Source organism: Parabacteroides sp. AM58-2XD, assembly GCF_003463685.1.
GTDB classification, from domain to species: Bacteria; Bacteroidota; Bacteroidia; order Bacteroidales; family Tannerellaceae; genus Parabacteroides; species Parabacteroides segnis.
Window position 1 is genome coordinate 12251 of the sequence record NZ_QSDP01000014.1, and the last position, 18033, is coordinate 30283.

Below are 18033 nucleotides of genomic sequence, written 5' to 3' on the forward strand. Positions count from 1 at the left end.
TATGAAAACAGATACATTTTATCGTTATCCGACTGCGTTAACCATTGCCGGTTCCGACAGCGGTGGCGGAGCTGGGATACAGGCAGATATTAAAACATTCTCGGCATTGGGAGTTTACGGAGCTTCCGTAATCACCTCCATTACGGCCCAAAACACACAAGGTGTCAGAGGCATACAAGCCGTCTCTCCGGAAGTCTTGAAAGGCCAGTTGGATGCGGTTTTTGAAGATATTACCATCGATGCAGTCAAAATCGGAATGTTGCATAATAAAACAGCGGCAGAAATCGTCGTAAATGCAATCGATACTTATTCTCCGTCGCGTATTATTCTGGACCCGGTAATGATTTCGACCAGCGGTAACAAATTATTGCAGGATGATGCCATAGACATCATTGTCCGGGAACTGTTCAAACGGACATCGCTGGTCACTCCCAACATCGACGAAGCTGAATTTCTGTCCGGAATGAAGATAACTTCCGAAAAAGAGATGTGCCTGGCGGCAGAGAAGTTGCTGTCTTTAGGCTGCCATGCCGTATTAATGAAGGGAGGACATTTAAAAGGAAAAGAGATGACTGATATATTATATGTATCGGAAGCGTCCCCTCTCCGGCTTTCGGCGGAAACTGTAATTACGCTCAACGGCCACGGCACCGGTTGTACGTTGTCTTCCGCTATTGCCGCTTACCAGGCTTTAGGTAAAAGCCTGCCTGATGCCGTCAGACTGGCTAAAGAATATATAACAAAAGCAATTACAGAAGGGAAAGATGTACGGACAGGACACGGGCATGGTCCCTTGAACCATTTCTTCGCTCCGGTTCCTTTAGTAAAAACAGAGATAAAGAGATAAAAGGATCGTATGAAACTGTTCGTAATCACAACTCCTTTCTTTTTTGAAGGGGAAAGCCGGATAATAACCCATTTGTTCAGGGAGGGAATGCAGCGCTTGCATCTGCGCAAACCCCAGAGTGACATCGACAGGTTTCGTCTCTTACTGGACGCTATCCCTGCCGAATATCATTCACGGATTGTATTGCACGAACATTTTGAACTCACAGCCGGATACCGGTTGGCTGGCATCCATTTGAACAGCCGGAATAATATCCTGCCGGAAGGTTTTACCGGAAGCATAAGCCGTTCATGCCATTCCTTGCAGGAAGTACAGGATAACAAACAGTTGGATTATGTATTTCTGAGTCCCATCTTTCAAAGTATATCCAAAGAGGGATACGGAAACGGCTTTCCGATAGAGACATTACGGGAGGCGGCAGCTTCGGGCATAATCAACGAAAAGGTAATCGCCCTGGGCGGAATAGAAGAAAAGAACATTCCGCTGATTGCTTCCTTACATTTCGGAGGAGCCGCTATTCTGGGAGCTTTATGGGGCAAAGACCCTTCTGTAACAAACGAAACATCTATAATAAAACGATACAAACAATTGGATATATGGCAATAGAATATCATTTGCGCAAGCACGAAGATAAAGGACAATTTATTCCACAAGGCAGTGGTGAACGCCTGATGTTTATAACCCACGGTACTTCTAAATACACAGAACGGGAAGAAGTCAAAATGGTTCTTGACGGCGGTTGTTCATGGGTACAGCTACGGATGAAAGGGAACATGAATATCTTTGCAGCCAGGGAAATCGGGCAACTAATCAATGAGCATACAAACAAATGTATCTATTGTATAAACGATAATGCACGGATTGCTTTGAGATGCGGGGCGAATGCTGTTCACCTGGGGAAAGAAGATATATCAGTATCCGCCGCATGGGAAATGGCAAAAGAGCAGTTATTTCCGGACGAAGTCTTCTATATCGGCGCCACCGCCAATACCTTTGAAGATATCGAGCGTGCTGTCGGACAAGGAGCTTCCTATATCGGCCTTGGGCCATTCCGTTATACGGAAACGAAAAAGAAACTCAGTCCCGTTCTCGGTCTGGAAGGATACAGAAAAATAGTGCAGCAATGTAAGGAGGCTGGCTATAAAATTCCGATATTTGCAATCGGAGGAATCTGCCTGGAAGATGTTGCCCCGTTAATGGAGACCGGAATTACCGGAATAGCCGTATCGGGAGCCATCATCCATGCAGAAGACCCCGTAGAAGAGACCCGTCGTTTTATTAATGAGATAAATAAATATTAAATATACTGTAATGGCAAGCAAGAAAAACATGCGTATTACCTATCCCGCATCGGAAAAGATATATATCCCGGGCGAAATCAACAAGATAAAAGTGGGTATGCGTAAAATCAAACTTCTGGATACCGTCACTATCGACGAAAACGGAGAGCAAGTTTTTAAGAAAAACAATCCGGTGATTGTCTATGACACAAGCGGTCCTTTTTCCGACCCTAAAATAAATATAGATATAAATGCCGGTATTCCCCGTATCCGCGAAGAATGGTGTTCGAAACGTAAGGATATCGAACAACTGAGCGAGTTGTCTTCCGAGTATGGCCGTGCCCGTCTGGAAGATAAAAGTCTGGATGAGATACGTTTTCCGAAACGTCACCTTCCCTACCGGGCCAAAGAAGGTAAGAATATCACCCAGATGTATTATGCCAAACGGCGTATCATCACTCCGGAAATGGAATATGTGGCCATACGTGAAAACCAGCAAATCGAAGCATTGGGACTGAAATCTTATATCACTCCCGACTTTGTCCGTAAAGAAATTGCTGCCGGACGTGCCATCATACCGTCCAACATCAACCATCCGGAAGCGGAACCGATGATTATCGGTAAGAAGTTTTTGGTGAAAATAAATACCAATATCGGTAATTCGGCATTGTCTTCCGGTATCAGTGAAGAGATTGAAAAAGCGGTGTGGAGTTGTAAATGGGGTGGCGATACCCTGATGGACCTTTCGACGGGTGACAATATTCACGAGACACGTGAATGGATTATCCGCAACTGTCCGGTTCCGATGGGAACAGTTCCTATTTACCAAGCTTTGGAGAAAGTGAACGGAAATGTAGAAGATCTGAACTGGGAAGTATATCGCGATACATTGATTGAACAGGCTGAACAGGGTGTGGACTATTTCACCATTCATGCCGGACTATTGAAAAAACATATCGATTTGACAGCGAACCGCTTATCAGGTATTGTTTCGCGTGGTGGTTCCATTATGGCTAAATGGATGCAGCTGCATAATGAAGAGAACTTCCTGTATACCCATTTTGCAGAAATATGCGATATTCTGAGCAGATATGACGTTGCTGTGTCTATCGGCGACGGTCTTCGTCCCGGTTCCATCTATGATGCCAACGATGCAGCGCAGTTTGCCGAACTGCATGCGATGGGCGTATTGACAAAGATTGCCTGGGAGAAATTCGTTCAGGTTATTATCGAAGGTCCGGGCCATGTCCCGATGAACAAGATTCATGAGAATATGAAAGAACAGCAATATGCCTGCCACGGTGCTCCGTTCTATACATTAGGCCCGTTGACAACGGATATCGCCCCGGGATACGACCATATTACATCGGCTATCGGTGCCGCGCAAATTGCCTGGTATGGCACAGCTATGATTTGCTATGTAACACCGAAAGAACACCTGGGATTGCCAAACAAAGAAGATGTACGCAACGGAGTGGTTGCTTATAAGATAGCTGCCCATGCCGCCGACCTGGCAAAAGGCCATCCCGGAGCACAGGTCCGTGACAACGCTTTAAGTAAGGCACGTTTTGATTTCCGTTGGAAAGACCAGTTCAACCTGTCACTCGACCCGGAACGGGCTTTGCAATATTATAAGGAAAGCGCTGTTACCGACGGGGAATATTGTACGATGTGCGGTCCGAACTTCTGCGCCATGCGTTTAAGTAAAGACCTGCATAAAGAGTGCAAGGAATAAAAAAACCTATGAATGGAATCAATCGAAATGACACTCCGGAAAATATCATTTAGATAAAAAAACAATCGTCCGGAGGGCGGCCGATCATTTTTTTGACAAAAATAACTGTCCGCCCTCCGGACGATTACTTTTTGTCACAGAAATGGTTGTCCGCCTTCCGGACAGCTATTTTTTTCTTCAGAAATGATTGTCCGGTTTCCGGACAGTTACTTTTTTCTTTAAAAACGATTGTCCGGCTACCGGACTGCTACTTTTTTTCTGAAAACAACCTTGCCGCCAATGTATACCCTTCGTTATATAACGCCTCCAGCTTTTCCGGATTACTTTCGGTCCGGCTTACCTCTATTTTGTTTTCAGGACGAATCACGAATGCTTTACCTTCGGCTTCCAGTTGGTCGATATAATCGAGTACTTCATTATAACGTTTATACCTCAGTTTGAGCTGTTCCCGTATGGCCGGATATTTTTTATAAATGAATCCCGGCAGATAAAAGTTCTTATCCTTTATCGGTATCCTTTATTTCTTGTGAGGATTATCACATTTTTCCGGAAACCGTCATCAATAGCTCTTCGGATAGGAATAGCATCACAAACTCCGCCATCGACCATCGGGACGCCGTCCACATAGGCAACCGGACAAAGAACCGGCAATGTGCAGGAGGCACAACAAATATCTACCAGCCTGTTTTTATCTTTCTTCTCTTCGAAATATTCCGCCTTCCCGGTCAGACAGTTGCTGGTAACCATCACGAAACGTTCTTTCGATTTGAAATAAGTATCGTAATCCAACGGATAGTATTTATCAGGATAGACATAGAATAAATATTCCATATCGATATATCCCTTGCCGCGCAGAAAATGGCGGAGACCGATATAATTATACTTTTTCAATAAATCTATATTGCCGAAACGCGAACGTCCTCTCTGCCGGGACGCATAGGATATGCCGTTACTGGCTCCTGCCGATACCCCTATCGTATAAGGGAACCAGAGATTGTGGTCCATAAAACAGTCCAATACTCCGACCGTAAAAGTGGCACGCATCCCTCCGCCTTCCAATACAAGTCCTGTCTGATTATCTATTATCATAATTATTAAATTTAAAAAGCCATTGCCTGGCTCACACCGGACAATGGCCACAAAATATAATAAATCAGCGATAAAAAATAGTCTGTTTACAGAATAACTTCGTTCACTAGAGGACGGTTTTGACGGATATCTTCGATGTTCTGCAAGGTCGTTTCCGCAATATTATGCATTGCCTCCTTGGTAAAGAAGGCTGATGAGAGGTGACAATTACATTATTGAAAGACAATAGACGCGCCAGCACATCGTCGTCAATAATTTTGTCGGATTTATCCTCATAGAAGTACCCCCCTTCCTCTTCGTACACATCCAATCCGGCTGCCGAAATCTTCTTTTCTTTCAGTCCTTCAATCAGGGCATTCGTATGAATTAACTGTCCACGGCCGGTATTGATAATCATTACGCCGTCTTTCATCTTAGCGATTGAATCATCGTTAATGATATAACGGGTCTGCTCCGTCAGCGGGCAGTGAAGCGAGATAATGTCCGAATTTTTGTATAATTCATCCAGCGTCGTATAAGTAATTCCTTCCTCTTCCGCGAATTTATAATCCGGATAAACATCGTAAGCAAGAATATGCATACCCAGTCCCTTTAATATCCGTATCAATATCTTGGCAATCTTTCCGGTACCGATAATACCGACGGTCTTTCCGTGCATGTCGAATCCCATCAAGCCATTCAGCGAGAAATTGCCGTCACGTGTCCGCCAATAAGCACGATGGATTTTCCTGTTTAACGAAAGCATCAGAGCCAGGGAATATTCGGCTACGGCGTAAGGAGAATAAGCCGGCACACGGACAACCGGAAGTTTACCTTTAGCCGCTTCCAGGTCTACATTATTAAAACCGGCACACCGTAAAGCCAACAGTTTGACCCCGTTATCGGCCATCGCATCTATAACAGCCGCATCGGCCGTATCATTCACAAAGATGCAGACAGCATCGGCATCCTGCGTCAGGACAACGTTGTTCGGATTAAGGTGACCCTTAAAGTACTTGATATCGTAATTATACTTTTCATTTACTTTATCGAAAGAAGCTATATCGTATGGTTTAGCTCCAAAAAATGCAATCTTGTATGACATATTATTTGTTTTTTATTAAAACAGATTAAACATATCGAATGTTGAGAAAAAGCATTACTTTTACCCCGTTTTAAACGAAAAGAAATTATGCATCAACCTGTTAGGAAAAGAATTGCAACAGGTGTCATTCTTTTAACTGTTCTGGTACTTCTTTTGTTTTCCGCACGGAATCTGTTCGTACGGAAATATATAGACCGTAAACTGGATAAGATAGAGGAAGCACGCCGGTTATCCATTCATTATGACGATATACATATGCTCGGCCTGAGCGGTATACAAATCGATGGAGTATCTGTAATCCCGCTGGATGCAGATACTTTCCTGCAAAGCCGTTCTTTCCGGATTAAACTGGAACTTTCCGAACTTTTCCTTTTTAAGATATCGGTAAAAAGCATTGAGGCGGAGGGTTTGAATGTCTCTTTCATAAAGAATAACAATACTTCAAATTTTGAATTTCTGTATCATGGAGCAACAGCTCCGGAAGCTCCTGTTCAATCCGGGGCTGAACGGAATTTTGCACAGAGAACAGGCAAAATATTTGGCCTGCTCTTCAAACTGCTTCCCGATAACGCTACTTTACGAAACCTGAGCGTCTCTTATCAGAATAAAGGAGACGAACTTCTTATTGAGATTCCTTCCCTGATGATAAAAGACAATAATTTCACCACCGGAATACGAAGTACGGAAAACGGTATCCAAAGCGAGTGGGTTTGCGAAGGTTCATTACAGGACAAAGAAAAGAAAATAGAGGCCCGACTGCATGCCCGGGAGAATACAAAGATTACCCTCCCTTCCTGAATTACCGCTGGGGAGCACAGATACAGTTTGACACGCTGGCTTTTAAACTGGAGCAGATACAGAAAAAGAGTGACCTGCATACCGTTCGGGGACAGGCACATATCAGCGGCCTGACACTTCATCAACAACGTATCTCTCCCGATACGGTTCTACTGGACCGGGCCACGCTCGACTGCCTGGTGAATATCGGAAAGAATTATCTGGAGCTGGACAGCGCTTCTCTAATCAACTTCAACCGGCTGGATTTCCATCCCTATCTGAAGACTGAGAAAAATCAGGACTGGCATATTATAGCTTCCGTAAATAAACAGGATTTTCCTGCCAATGATTTGTTCGCTTCCTTACCCCGAGGTCTGTTCTACAACCTGGAAGGATTGAGGGCTGACGGTACTTTGTCGTATCATTTCCTATTAGACATGGATTTAGCCCTGTTGGACAGCCTGCAACTGGAGTCATCGCTTACTGCCCGTAACTTCCGGATTGTCCAATACGGAAACACCGACCTGAGGAAGATGAATGAGCCGTTTGAATATACGGCTTATGAAAACGGAGAGCCAGTCCGTACATTTAAGATTGGCGAAAGCAATCCCTCTTTCCGTCCTTTCCAGGCCGTATCCCGTTATCTGCCTTTAGCTATTATGCAGAGCGAAGATGCCGGTTTCTTTCATCACAACGGATTTATTCCGAGCGCGATACGTGAATCCCTGATTCTCGACCTGAAAGAACGGCGTTTTGCCCGTGGCGGAAGTACGCTGAGTATGCAACTGGTGAAAAACGTTTTCCTGAGCCGCAATAAGACGATTGCCCGTAAGCTGGAAGAGATGCTGATTGTCTGGTTGATAGAAAGTAACCGTCTTACCACCAAAGAACGTATGTTTGAAGTCTATTTGAATATCGTTGAATGGGGACCGCTTATCTATGGTGCCGCCGAAGCCTCGCATTTCTACTTTGCCAAAGAACCTTCGGCTTTGACTTTGGGAGAATGTATCTTCCTTGCCAGCATAATCCCCAAACCGAAACATGTCCGGTATTGCTTTGACGGATTACAGTTAAAACCATATTATACTGAATTTTATAATGTAATTATAAATCGTCTCATCGACCGCGGACTGATAACTCCCGAAGAAGCGGAAGGAGTACGTCCCGAAGACCTGAAAATAACTGGTCCGGCTAAATATTACTTAGCCGGACCGGATGAAAAGCCTCTATAGCCTTCTTAATGTCTTTGTTTTCTTCGCGTTTCTTAATCTTCAGGTTGTTGCTTATTACACTCTTGCTTTTTTTGTTCGGCTTTGCGCTCTCTTTTATTCTCCCGCCAAACAAAATACAGGCCAATGAGAACCATCCCTAATGCTGTGATATATACATATATATTCATAATTAATTCTCCTTTTCTTTATTATCCGAATTACTAAGTATAACAAATCCCATTGTCATTAAAAATAATGAGAAAAAAGTAGCCAGAGTATACATTACCCATCTGTTTATAGGTTCACTCACAATGCCACTGAGAATAATACCTCCAAATATTAATTTAGAGATATCAAGGAAATAGTTTCCTGTCCTTTCTTTCATTTTCATAGTTACGAAGTTTTTAGTTGTTAAACATTGCGTCAAAGATAAAGATTCTTTTCCAATAAACAAATGAGAGGAGAACTATTATTATCCAAAGTCTATGATAACATTTGTCCCTTTATTCAGCTCCGAATCAATCGTAACTTTAGCCCCATAGGTCGTCAGTATGCGCAATGACAAACTAAGTCCGATACCATGTCCGGAAAACTCTCGGGTATTGGAGGCACGGTAGAAAGGCTGGTAGACACGCTCCAATTCTTCCATCGGAATGCCAATTCCCGTATCTTTTATTTCGAGGACCGACCCCATCAAACGCATCTCGATCGGTTCTTCCCCTGAATATTTACAGGCATTATTCAGTATATTACTGATGGCTATCTTTAATAAATGAGGGTTTGCCGTCAGGCAGAAGGCAAAAGTATCTGTCGTGAACTTGATACGGTTACCGACAAACTGCATCAGGAAATCGGCCAGCATAATAGTCTCGGTCGCATTTTTAAGTATCTCTTTATCCCCGTGCGACAGGAAAAGTAAATGCTTCATCAGCTGTATGATGCGCTTGTTTTCCGAAGCAATGCGTTTTAATGCGGACTGGTATTCTGCCGGAGTACGTTCTTTCAGCAAACTAATCTCACACTCTCCCTGTATGGCTGTAAGCGGATTGTTCAGTTCATGTGAGGCATTACTGATAAACGCCTTCTCACTTTGATAAGCAGCGTCAATACGGTCGACCATACGGATTGCATAGAGCTTTCCGACAAAATAAATCAGTACCGCACTTATAACAATCAAAGCCAGCAGCAACCAACCGATACGCTGCTGGATATCCCCGCCATACTGGTTGTTGGAGATAACAAGGACAATAAAATTACCCTCGTTATCCGGATAATAAAGTGCTGCTCCGACCTTTTCCTTTTCATGGAAAGTGATTACCTCGCCCCTATATAACCGTTCAATCTCTTTTTCCGTCATATAACGGACCAACGTTACATGCGTCTCTGCCACACTGTCCGCATTCAGTAATATCTCGGTGGCAACGGGTAAAGTCTCTTCATACCGTTTTTGTATCCGGGCATAACTTTCTTCGTCCACTTCATCCTTCTCCCAATGCTTTTCGGCTGTTGCATAGGCCTTTTCCGTCAAATAAGAATAATAGAGGCGGCTGATATAGTTTGTCGCAATAAAGTAAAAGGCAATCGTGACAAGGGCAATGATACCCACCGTCATCGCCGTATAGAAGAAGGCTATCTTATTCCCTGTTTTCATGCTTCCATCATATAACCGATACCGACAACGGTACGAATCAGCTTATGGTCGAAGTCCTTGTCTATCTTACTGCGAAGGTAATTCACATAGACATCGACTACATTTGTATTAGTATCGAAATCTTTATCCCATACATGCTTTAGCAGGGTGAGGCGATTCAAGGCCGTACCCTGATTCAGGATGAAATATTCCAGCAGGCGGTATTCCTTGACCGTGAGGTCTATCGGCGTACCGTTACGAAATGCCCGGTGACTGGTCGGGTCGAGACTTAGGTCGCCACAACGCAAGGAAGCCGTGGCTGTCTCCGCTCCAATCCGCCGCAGAAGAGCTTTGATACGTGCTTCCAGTTCCTGAAAACTGAAAGGTTTGACCAGGTAATCGTCTGCACCGGCATCGAGACCGTTAACGATATCGTCTGTCGTACCCAGCGCCGTTAACATAACCACAGGCGACTGGTATCCGTACAACTGACGGTATTGGCGGCACAATTGCAACCCGTTCATCCGGGGCATGATTATATCCAGTATCAAAAGCTGGAAGTTCTCTTTCTGCAACAACTCCCAACCCGCCATACCGTCATAAGCCACGCTTACTTCATGACCGAACTCCTGCAACCCCCTCTCTATGAAAGAGGCGATATTCACTTCATCTTCTACCAATAATATCTTAGCCATCTGATTTGCTATTTATGTCGTTCAGATTACAAATATACGATTTACAATCTACGCTGTAATAACTTTCCATCTTTATCATACAGCATCCGGCTGTAAAAGGCTTCCACCATAAGCGGGAAGACAAAGAGCGTGAAGAAAGTAGCCCCTATCAGTCCGCCGATGATGACGATAGCTAACGGGCGTTGACTTTCCGATCCGATACCGTGGCTGAGGGCGGCAGGCATCAGTCCGATAGCTGCCATCGAAGCCGTCATGAGCACGGAGCGGACACGGTCTTTCACACTTTGTTTTACAGCCAGCGGCAAAGGTGTGCGGTTTTTCAAATTACCTTTTATATCGGAAATCATGATAACCCCGTTCTGGATACAGATACCAAACAGCGCGATAAAACCGATACCTGCCGAAATCGAAAAGTTGAAGCGGGTAAGCAGAAGGGCGACAATCCCTCCCACCGCCGCATAGGGTACATTCAACAGCACTAATCCGGCATCGCGGGCATTGCCAAACAGCACGAACAAGATGACGAAGATGATGGCAATACTCACCGGAACCACCTGTGCCAGTCGTTTCGTAGCACGCTGCTGGTTTTCAAAATCACCCGTCCATTTCAAGGTATAGCCTTCCGGCAACTTCACCTGCCGGTCGACTTTTTGCTGTGCTTCGGCTACTGCCGTACCCATATCACGGCCACGGACGGAGAATTTAACGGCACAGAAACGGGCATGGTTATCGCGATAGATAATCAGCGGGCCGGTTATCGTATGGATATCGGCTAACTCTTTGATGGGTACCATCGTCCCGTCGCGGGCCGGAACCAATATCTTTCCTATCTCGTCCTCACTGCGGCGGAAGGCTGATTCGTAGCGTACCATGATATTGAACTTCCGTTCGTCTTCGTAAAGCAACGAGGCGCTCTTACCCCCTATCGCCATCTCGATAATGGACTGCACATCTTCTTTTGCCACTCCGTAACGGGCCAGGCGCGATTCGTCGAGTTCGATACGCAGTTCCGGTTGTCCGATATTACGTATGACTCCCAGGTCTTCGATGCCTTCGACGGTTTCCAGGACTTTAAAGACTTCGACGGCTTTCTTTTCCGACTCGTACAAGTCTTTACCGAACACTTTTACAGCGATCGAACCTTTCACGCCACTGGCAGCTTCTTCCACATTATCGGTGATAGGTTGGGAGAAGTTGAAGTCTACGCCCAGATAGATAGCGAGGTCGTCTTCCATCTTCTCAATCAATCCCGCCTTAGTCAATTTGCTGGTCCACTCCTTTTCAGGATAAATGTCTACATGAAACTCGATATTGTAGAAGCCTGTCGCATCCGTTCCGTCGTTGGGACGGCCCGTTTGTGAAAGCACCTGCCGCACTTCAGGATACGACGCCAGTTCGCGACGCATCCGGTTTGCCAGCTTAACGGACTCATCCAGGGAAATACTCTGCGGCAACGTGGCACGGATATAAATAGAACCTTCGTTCAGCTGCGGAAGAAACTCAGTCCCCAGCAAAGTAAAACACCATAAACCAACGGCAGCCACCAGCGAAGCGATACCAATAGTTGTCTTCTTATGTGCATGGCAACGGTCAAATATAGAAACGGATACCCGGTTTATCCACGCCAGAAACGGATTATGCCTTTCACGCACATTCCTTTTCAACAGCATCGAAGAAAGCACCGGGACTAATGTCAACGTAAATATCAAAGCCCCCAGCAAGGCAAACCCGAGCGTATATGCCAGCGGACTGAACATCTTCCCTTCCACCTTCTGAAAAGCGAATATCGGAACCAGTGCCGTAATAATAATTAGCTTGGAGAAGAACACCGCCTTCGCCCTGTCTTTCGCTGTTTGGCGAATCAGTCCCATCTTACTCATCACATTGAAGGCAGGCATTCCCACCTCACGCGCCTTCCGGTCGAGAGCCACAAACAACCCTTCCACCATCACGACCGCCCCGTCGATAATAATACCGAAGTCGATTGCCCCCATCGAAAGCAGGTTTGCACTCATTCCCATCGCCCGGAGACAGATAAAAGCGAAGAGCAGCGCCAACGGGATAATAATGGATACAATCACCGTTGTACGCCAGTCTGCCATAAAAATCAACACAATGAAAGTTACCAGCAAAATACCTTCGGCCAGGTTATGCGTCACCGTCCGCACCGCCAGGTCCACCAGGTCCTCGCGATCGTAGAATGACACAATCCGCACATCTTCCGGCAACGCATTTTCCTGTATGTCCGCTATCTTTTCTTTCAGGGCGGCAATCACTTCGCCCGGATTCTCTCCTTTCCGCATGACGACAATCCCCTGCACGACATCGTCTTCTTCCATGCGTCCCACCTGTCCCAGCCGGGGCAAGCTCGATTCGTGAACGTTTGCCAGATGTTTCACCAGGATAGGTGTGCCGTTGATGTTCTTGACTACGATATTCTCAATCTCCTTCGTATCGTTAATCAGTCCGATACCGCGTACCACATAAGCCTGCGAACTTTTGGTAATCACATCTCCCCCTACATTAATATTACTCTTTGCAATCGCGTCGAACAGTTCCAGAGACGTCACGTTATAGTTGATTAGCTGGTTCGGGTTAACACTCACTTCAAACGTTTTCACCTCGCCACCGAAGCTGACGATATCCGCCACTCCCGGCACCGCCCGCAGCTTACGCTCGATTACCCAGTCCTGAAATGTCTTCAGTTCGCGCACTGTCCGTTTATCACTCCGCAGCGTATAACGGAAAATCTCCCCTGTCGGTCCGTACTGAGGCTGTACCTCCGGCGTGGCACCTTCCGGCAGGTCGGCATCATTCAACAAGTTATATACTTGCTGGCGGGCATAGAAGTCATCCACGTCATCGTCGAACATCACATTGATGACCGAAAGGCCGAACAGCGTCGTGCTGCGGATATCTGTCTTCTTCTGCACCGGATTCATCGCTATTTCGATGGGGATAGTGATAAACTTCTCTATCTCTTCCGCACTGCGTCCCGGCCATTGGGTAATGATTGTCACCTTCGTGTTCGTCACATCAGGAAAGGCGTCGACAGGCGTATGGATAAAGCTCACCGCTCCCGCTATCACGGCTATGGCGGTACAGAAGAAGATAAAGAACTTATTCTTCAGCGAGAAAGCTATTATGTTATCTATAAATGTATGCATCGTTCCTCGTTTACTTTAAAGCGTTATAAACCAAAAGAGCATTCCGGTCGATAATCCGGTCGCCCTCTTTCAGCCCGGTTTCCAGGAAACAGTACTTATCGGTCTGTTTGAATACCGTCACTTCACGGGGCTGCAACACATTGTCGCTGTCTATCCCCACAACAAAATGACGACCGTTCTCGAATATGACGGCACGGGCCTCCACACGGGGCATCACCTTCCCATCTGCATCAGTCTGCACATAGACATTGGTGAACATGCCCGGTTTCAGCAGGTAACCTTCATTCTTCAACTTGACCCGTATGCTCATTGTCTTGCTCTCGCTATCGAGCATATTATAGACCTTGTCAACCGTTCCGGTAAACTCCCTGTCCCGGTAAGCCAGTGTCGTTATGCGGACTGCCGCTCCTTCGCCAACCCTGCTGATATCGCTCTCGTAAACATCGGCTATCACCCAAACGTTATCCAATCCCGAAATCGTGAACAACTCCTCCGTCTGGTCTGAACGTATCTGCATATTGCGGCTTACATTCTTCCCGATAACGAAACCGGAGACAGGCGATTGTATCTCGTAAGTAGAATTACCCGTAATATGGTAGATGGCATACACTTCGTCAATCCGCTTCTGTTCGGCCCGGGCATTTGCCGCTTCCTGCTCTGCCTGAAGGACATCACGTTCGGAAGCCATTCCGCTGTTGAACATATCCCGTGTAGCTTCCAGATTGCGGTCGGCAAGTATAATCTGCTGCCTCGCCTCCTTACGCTGCTTCTCGTAATCAGCCACTTCGCTGCTATGGATAATGGCAAGTATATCTCCTTTCTTTACATAGTCGCCCATCTCGACATTCACCTCTGTGATATTTCCTCCGAAGATGGGATAGACACGTGCCAGTTGTTCCGGATTGAAACCGACACGCCCATTCAACAGCAACTCATTGCTCAAGGGCATCTCATGCACAGTCTCGACCGAAACCACTTTCTGCAAACTGTCGGTCAACATCAAAGGTACCGGTGCTTCCTCCTGCCCGCCAGTTTTCCTACCGCACCCTATCAGTAACGGCAGCAACAGCGTCCATACAATACAATTCTTTTTCATTCTATTTCTCATATCCTTATATTCAATATTCATTAGTCATTAATAGCTGAACACGTCGCTACCCGTCACGGTGTTGACCTCCTCCATGGCGAGGAACACATCTTTCTCCGTCTGGTAAAGTTGCAGGCAGGTTTCTTTATACGCCTGATAATAGTCGATAAACTCCAGCAGGCTGATATTACGTTTTTGGTAGTTGCTGTTTACCCCCTCGATGATAGTCCCGAAGTCGCGTTCCAGTTCAAAGTTGGAAGAACGATACAGTTTGACCGCCTTCTCCAGTCGTGCATAGCTGGTGAAAAGCTCTGTTTCTGCCTGCCGGCGGGCAAGTTCTTCCCGATTCGTGTTTTGCAGTACGGTAAGGCGGGCAGATTTGATATTCCCCTGATTGCGGTTGAAGACAGGAACCGAGATGCTCAGTCCTACGGCAAAGTAATTATCACAGAAGTTACCCGCCCTGTCGTAAGACCCTTTCAGGCTTACTTCGGGAAAGGCCAGCGACTTTTGCAAGTTCACATTGGCACGTGACACCTGTATATTCGTTCGCGCCATCTTCATATCCGGTCGTCCGGCAAGCCGTTCCGCCAGTTCCGCAAAAGAAACTGCCCCGGTATCCATCTGTTTCAGTACCGACGCATCGAAGACCGGCTCAAACGCCTCGTCTGCCTCCAACCCCAGCAGCAATCGCATATCCCCTTGCAAGGCGATAAGCCGGTTCAACGCATCATTCCTCTCCTGTTGCAGAGAAAGCAAAAGTGCCTGTATCCTCGACTTTTCGAGCAGGGAGATATTTCCTTTCTCATTCTGCTCCTTCATTGCTTCCAGGAGTCGTTCCAGGTATCCGGTTTCCTTGTCGTAGACTGAAAGTGATTTCCGGGTATAATAAATCTCAATGAATTTGCTGTTCAACTCGCTGCGCAACGTGCGCAACACCTCTTCAAACTGGTAGACCGCCATCTCCTTGTTTAGCTTCTCCACCCGCACCCGCTTGTTGCGTTGTCCTGCAATATAGATTAGCTGTTCAATCTCTACCACGGCTTCGCCTTCCTTCCCGACGTCAAAATACTTCCCGTTCAGACGGTTGTAGACATTCTGTTCCAGCGAAATGACCGGGTTTTCAAACAGTTTGGCTTGGATAACTCCAGCCTCGGCTATGTCGATATTATAACGCTCCGCAATCAGTTCGAGATTGCAGGCAGCGAAACGCTGCCCGGCTTCCTGTAAAGTAAGTTTGACGGATTGGCACTCTGCCCTGGTGACATAGCAGAATGCCGGTAAGACAAGTAATAAAAGAATGAATCGTTTACCCATGTGCATCTCTTTTTTGAGCGCAAAGGTATAAGGCGGAGCGTTTTACGTCCCTACGTATCCGATTAGAATCCTCTTAGTTGAAATTAGAATTTGATTAGAACCGCTTCAATCATTCATTATCATGCGGTACGGAGGTTTAGGCATCATATCCTCTGTGGTAAGTGTCGGAGGAAATTTAGGATAGATAAGTTCCAGCCAGCGCAAATCTATAGGGCCAGGGACCTCTTCCACTCGTACACGGGCAATCCCCTTCTTCTTGAACCCGAGCAGCTTCGCAGCGCCGAGGATACGTCAATAATCCGTCCCTTGCGGTGTGGACCGCGGTCGGTGACGCAGACTATCACGCTTTTCATATTCTCAAGGTTGGTGACACGCAGATAAGTACCGAAAGGATAAGTGCGGTGGGCGGCAACCATCTCGTCTTTGTCATGGATACGGCCGCTCGATGATTTCCGACCGTGAAAACGTTCATGGTAATAAGAAGCAAACCCCTCCTCCTGTCCCCATACGCCCCCTGTGCTTTGCAAAGCAATCAGCAGAAGAACGATATGGAACAAGCGGAAGGGCATGTGCATTATATAACTAATTTGTATTATTGAAGCAACTCTCCGTTATACTCTCCGGTCAACGTACCGAGGAACGCCACAATCTTCGCCGTTTCGGCATCCGAGATACGTTTTCCAATCTGGAACTCATGCATCACCTGGATAGCATCCTCTATTGTGGTTATCGACCGTCGTGCATATAAGGCGTTGTTAGCATTACATTACGCAGTGTAGGTGTCTTGAATTTATGGCGCTCAGCCTCGTTCTTGGTCACTGCCCAGCGTCCGTTGTCACCATCCGTCAAGCCAGTGCCGCGGTAATCGAAATAATTATCCTTGATACCCATATATTCATACGACTGTCCGCCTAGGTTCATACCGACGTGGCAAGTCGCGCACTTATTGTCTTTAAACAACTGGTAACCTTCCAGTTCCTCGGCTGTAAGGGCATTCTTGTCTCCTTGCAGGTATTTGTCGAAACGGCTCGGTGTAAGCAACGTCTTTTCAAACTCAGCGATAGCCTCCGTTACCGTCGACTGCGTAAATCCTTCGGGGAATACTTCAAGGAAGCGTTTGCTCAACTCCTTGTCTTCAGCCAACTTGGCACAGATTTCGTCGAATGAAGCGCTACCCATTTCCACCGGGTTCAAAGGAGGTCCGGCAGCCTGCTCTTTCAGGTCGGCAGCGCGTCCGTCCCAAAACTGCACGAAGTTGAGTGCCGCATTATAAACAGTCGGTGCATTCACTCCGCCGAACTGGCCGTGGATACCTTCCGAGAACTGCTTGCGGTCTACTCCGGCCGTATTCAATCCGTGACAGGTGGCACACGAAACCGTGTTATCACCCGACAGGCGTGTGTCGTGATACAAATCAAATCCTAAAGCAACCTTAGCCGAATCGGTCGGGATAGCAGCCATCAACGGTTGAACCGGTTCGTTGGCAAACTCTTCTGCTACGGTAGGCGATACATAATTGTTCTTACGGACATCTTTCGCCCAGGCGATAATGACCGCTTTTTCGTCGTCATTCAGGCTGGTTCCCCAGTGCACTGTGTAATATTTGGCTGGGGGCATCGAACCGCTCAGGGCAGTGTTCTCCACTTTCGCCAAATCGACTTCCGACACAGGCTGTCCGTTATCCAGTGCTGTTAACATCGCTGTAAGGTCCAGATAATGTGTACCTTCTTTCATATCAGCCTGTACAACCGGACCGATAACCGGCAACTTTCCATAAAAAGGAACATTTGCGGTAGCCGAGTGACATTCCATACATCCGTTGTTGCGGATAATCGAAGCTACCTGTTTTGCCTTGTCGCCCTCATGTTTCTTGTACTCATTGGATGAGCACGAAGGCATTGTCAAAGCCAACGTAAGCAGTCCGGCAGGAAGTACCGCCATCTTACTAAAACTAGTGTTACGCATAATTATTGGTTGTTTGAGATTTGTTTATGCAAAAGTAGTTATATTTATTAAGATATCTTCACAAGGGTGATAGGTTTTATTTATGGCAAGATAGGCTGCGTCTATATTACTTCGTCCGCAATGATTCTCCCATTGGTACAATACTGATA

The 18033-nt window shown here is 46.4% G+C and carries 13 protein-coding genes and 4 pseudogenes; 6 read left to right on the plus strand and 11 right to left on the minus strand.

Going from position 1 to position 18033, the window contains the following annotated elements:
• Position 1 precedes the first annotated feature (1 nt).
• From thiD to thiC, 4 genes are all read left to right on the plus strand, one after another.
• On the plus strand, positions 2–847 hold the full coding sequence (thiD, locus tag DXA15_RS05150; protein WP_128133338.1) for a bifunctional hydroxymethylpyrimidine kinase/phosphomethylpyrimidine kinase: 846 nt from the start codon (positions 2–4) through the stop codon (positions 845–847).
• A 9-nt stretch (positions 848–856) separates the two neighbouring features.
• Complete coding sequence (locus tag DXA15_RS05155; RefSeq protein ID WP_128133339.1) at positions 857–1453, plus strand: thiamine phosphate synthase; 597 nt, start codon at positions 857–859, stop codon at positions 1451–1453.
• Positions 1454–1518: 65 nt separating this feature from the next.
• Positions 1519–2148 (plus strand): thiamine phosphate synthase, encoded by a 630-nt coding sequence (locus tag DXA15_RS05160; RefSeq protein ID WP_233566867.1) that lies wholly within the window; start codon positions 1519–1521, stop codon positions 2146–2148.
• Positions 2149–2158: 10 nt separating this feature from the next.
• Positions 2159–3862, plus strand: a complete 1704-nt coding sequence (gene thiC, locus DXA15_RS05165; RefSeq protein ID WP_128133341.1) for a phosphomethylpyrimidine synthase ThiC — start codon at positions 2159–2161, stop codon at positions 3860–3862.
• A 247-nt stretch (positions 3863–4109) separates the two neighbouring features.
• On the opposite strand, the pseudogene DXA15_RS05170 reads toward thiC, so the two are convergent.
• Both DXA15_RS05170 and DXA15_RS05175 read right to left on the minus strand, forming a co-directional pair.
• Positions 4110–4951: pseudogene (locus tag DXA15_RS05170) on the minus strand (patatin family protein).
• Positions 4952–5037: 86 nt separating this feature from the next.
• A pseudogene (locus tag DXA15_RS05175) lies at positions 5038–6035 on the minus strand (2-hydroxyacid dehydrogenase).
• 87 nt (positions 6036–6122) lie between these two features.
• Between DXA15_RS05175 and DXA15_RS26025 the strand changes: the two are divergent.
• Positions 6123–6833, plus strand: a complete 711-nt coding sequence (locus DXA15_RS26025; protein WP_233566856.1) for a hypothetical protein — start codon at positions 6123–6125, stop codon at positions 6831–6833.
• Complete coding sequence (locus DXA15_RS05180; protein WP_233566858.1) at positions 6746–8044, plus strand: biosynthetic peptidoglycan transglycosylase; 1299 nt, start codon at positions 6746–6748, stop codon at positions 8042–8044. The genes DXA15_RS26025 and DXA15_RS05180 overlap by 88 nt, the downstream gene beginning before the upstream one ends.
• A gap of 32 nt (positions 8045–8076) precedes the next feature.
• Here DXA15_RS05180 and DXA15_RS27535 read toward each other — a convergent pair whose 3' ends face one another.
• The 9 genes and pseudogenes from DXA15_RS27535 to DXA15_RS05220 form a co-directional block, all read right to left on the minus strand.
• Positions 8077–8211, minus strand: a complete 135-nt coding sequence (locus DXA15_RS27535; RefSeq protein WP_255419922.1) for a hypothetical protein — start codon at positions 8209–8211, stop codon at positions 8077–8079.
• A 2-nt stretch (positions 8212–8213) separates the two neighbouring features.
• Positions 8214–8414, minus strand: a complete 201-nt coding sequence (locus DXA15_RS05185; RefSeq protein ID WP_128133342.1) for a DUF6722 family protein — start codon at positions 8412–8414, stop codon at positions 8214–8216.
• 81 nt (positions 8415–8495) lie between these two features.
• Complete coding sequence (locus tag DXA15_RS05190) at positions 8496–9674, minus strand: HAMP domain-containing sensor histidine kinase (RefSeq protein ID WP_128133343.1); 1179 nt, start codon at positions 9672–9674, stop codon at positions 8496–8498.
• On the minus strand, positions 9671–10348 hold the full coding sequence (locus DXA15_RS05195) for a response regulator transcription factor (RefSeq protein WP_128133344.1): 678 nt from the start codon (positions 10346–10348) through the stop codon (positions 9671–9673). Before DXA15_RS05195 ends, DXA15_RS05190 begins: the two co-directional genes overlap by 4 nt.
• Before the next feature lie 41 nt (positions 10349–10389).
• Positions 10390–13515: an efflux RND transporter permease subunit gene (locus DXA15_RS05200; protein ID WP_128133345.1), complete on the minus strand. Its 3126-nt coding sequence runs from the start codon at positions 13513–13515 to the stop codon at positions 10390–10392.
• A gap of 10 nt (positions 13516–13525) precedes the next feature.
• Positions 13526–14611, minus strand: a complete 1086-nt coding sequence (locus DXA15_RS05205; RefSeq protein WP_233566860.1) for an efflux RND transporter periplasmic adaptor subunit — start codon at positions 14609–14611, stop codon at positions 13526–13528.
• 39 nt (positions 14612–14650) lie between these two features.
• Complete coding sequence (locus tag DXA15_RS05210) at positions 14651–15919, minus strand: TolC family protein (protein WP_128133347.1); 1269 nt, start codon at positions 15917–15919, stop codon at positions 14651–14653.
• A gap of 105 nt (positions 15920–16024) precedes the next feature.
• Positions 16025–16488 (minus strand): annotated as a pseudogene (locus tag DXA15_RS05215) (septal ring lytic transglycosylase RlpA family protein).
• A gap of 23 nt (positions 16489–16511) precedes the next feature.
• Positions 16512–17884: pseudogene (locus DXA15_RS05220) on the minus strand (cytochrome c peroxidase).
• Between the last annotated feature and the right edge of the window lie 149 nt (positions 17885–18033).

Excerpts from the sequence above, each read along its gene's own strand:
- thiD (WP_128133338.1), top strand. The coding sequence starts at position 2 with ATGAAAACAGATACATTTTATCGTTATCCGACTGCGTTAACCATTGCC.
- DXA15_RS05155 (WP_128133339.1), top strand. The coding sequence starts at position 857 with ATGAAACTGTTCGTAATCACAACTCCTTTCTTTTTTGAAGGGGAAAGC.
- DXA15_RS05160 (WP_233566867.1), top strand. The coding sequence starts at position 1,519 with ATGTTTATAACCCACGGTACTTCTAAATACACAGAACGGGAAGAAGTC.
- thiC (WP_128133341.1), top strand. The coding sequence starts at position 2,159 with ATGGCAAGCAAGAAAAACATGCGTATTACCTATCCCGCATCGGAAAAG.
- DXA15_RS26025 (WP_233566856.1), top strand. The coding sequence starts at position 6,123 with ATGCATCAACCTGTTAGGAAAAGAATTGCAACAGGTGTCATTCTTTTA.
- DXA15_RS27535 (WP_255419922.1), bottom strand. The coding sequence starts at position 8,211 with ATGAATATATATGTATATATCACAGCATTAGGGATGGTTCTCATTGGC.
- DXA15_RS05185 (WP_128133342.1), bottom strand. The coding sequence starts at position 8,414 with ATGAAAATGAAAGAAAGGACAGGAAACTATTTCCTTGATATCTCTAAA.
- DXA15_RS05190 (WP_128133343.1), bottom strand. The coding sequence starts at position 9,674 with ATGAAAACAGGGAATAAGATAGCCTTCTTCTATACGGCGATGACGGTG.
- DXA15_RS05195 (WP_128133344.1), bottom strand. The coding sequence starts at position 10,348 with ATGGCTAAGATATTATTGGTAGAAGATGAAGTGAATATCGCCTCTTTC.
- DXA15_RS05200 (WP_128133345.1), bottom strand. The coding sequence starts at position 13,515 with ATGCATACATTTATAGATAACATAATAGCTTTCTCGCTGAAGAATAAG.
- DXA15_RS05205 (WP_233566860.1), bottom strand. The coding sequence starts at position 14,611 with ATGAAAAAGAATTGTATTGTATGGACGCTGTTGCTGCCGTTACTGATA.
- DXA15_RS05210 (WP_128133347.1), bottom strand. The coding sequence starts at position 15,919 with ATGGGTAAACGATTCATTCTTTTATTACTTGTCTTACCGGCATTCTGC.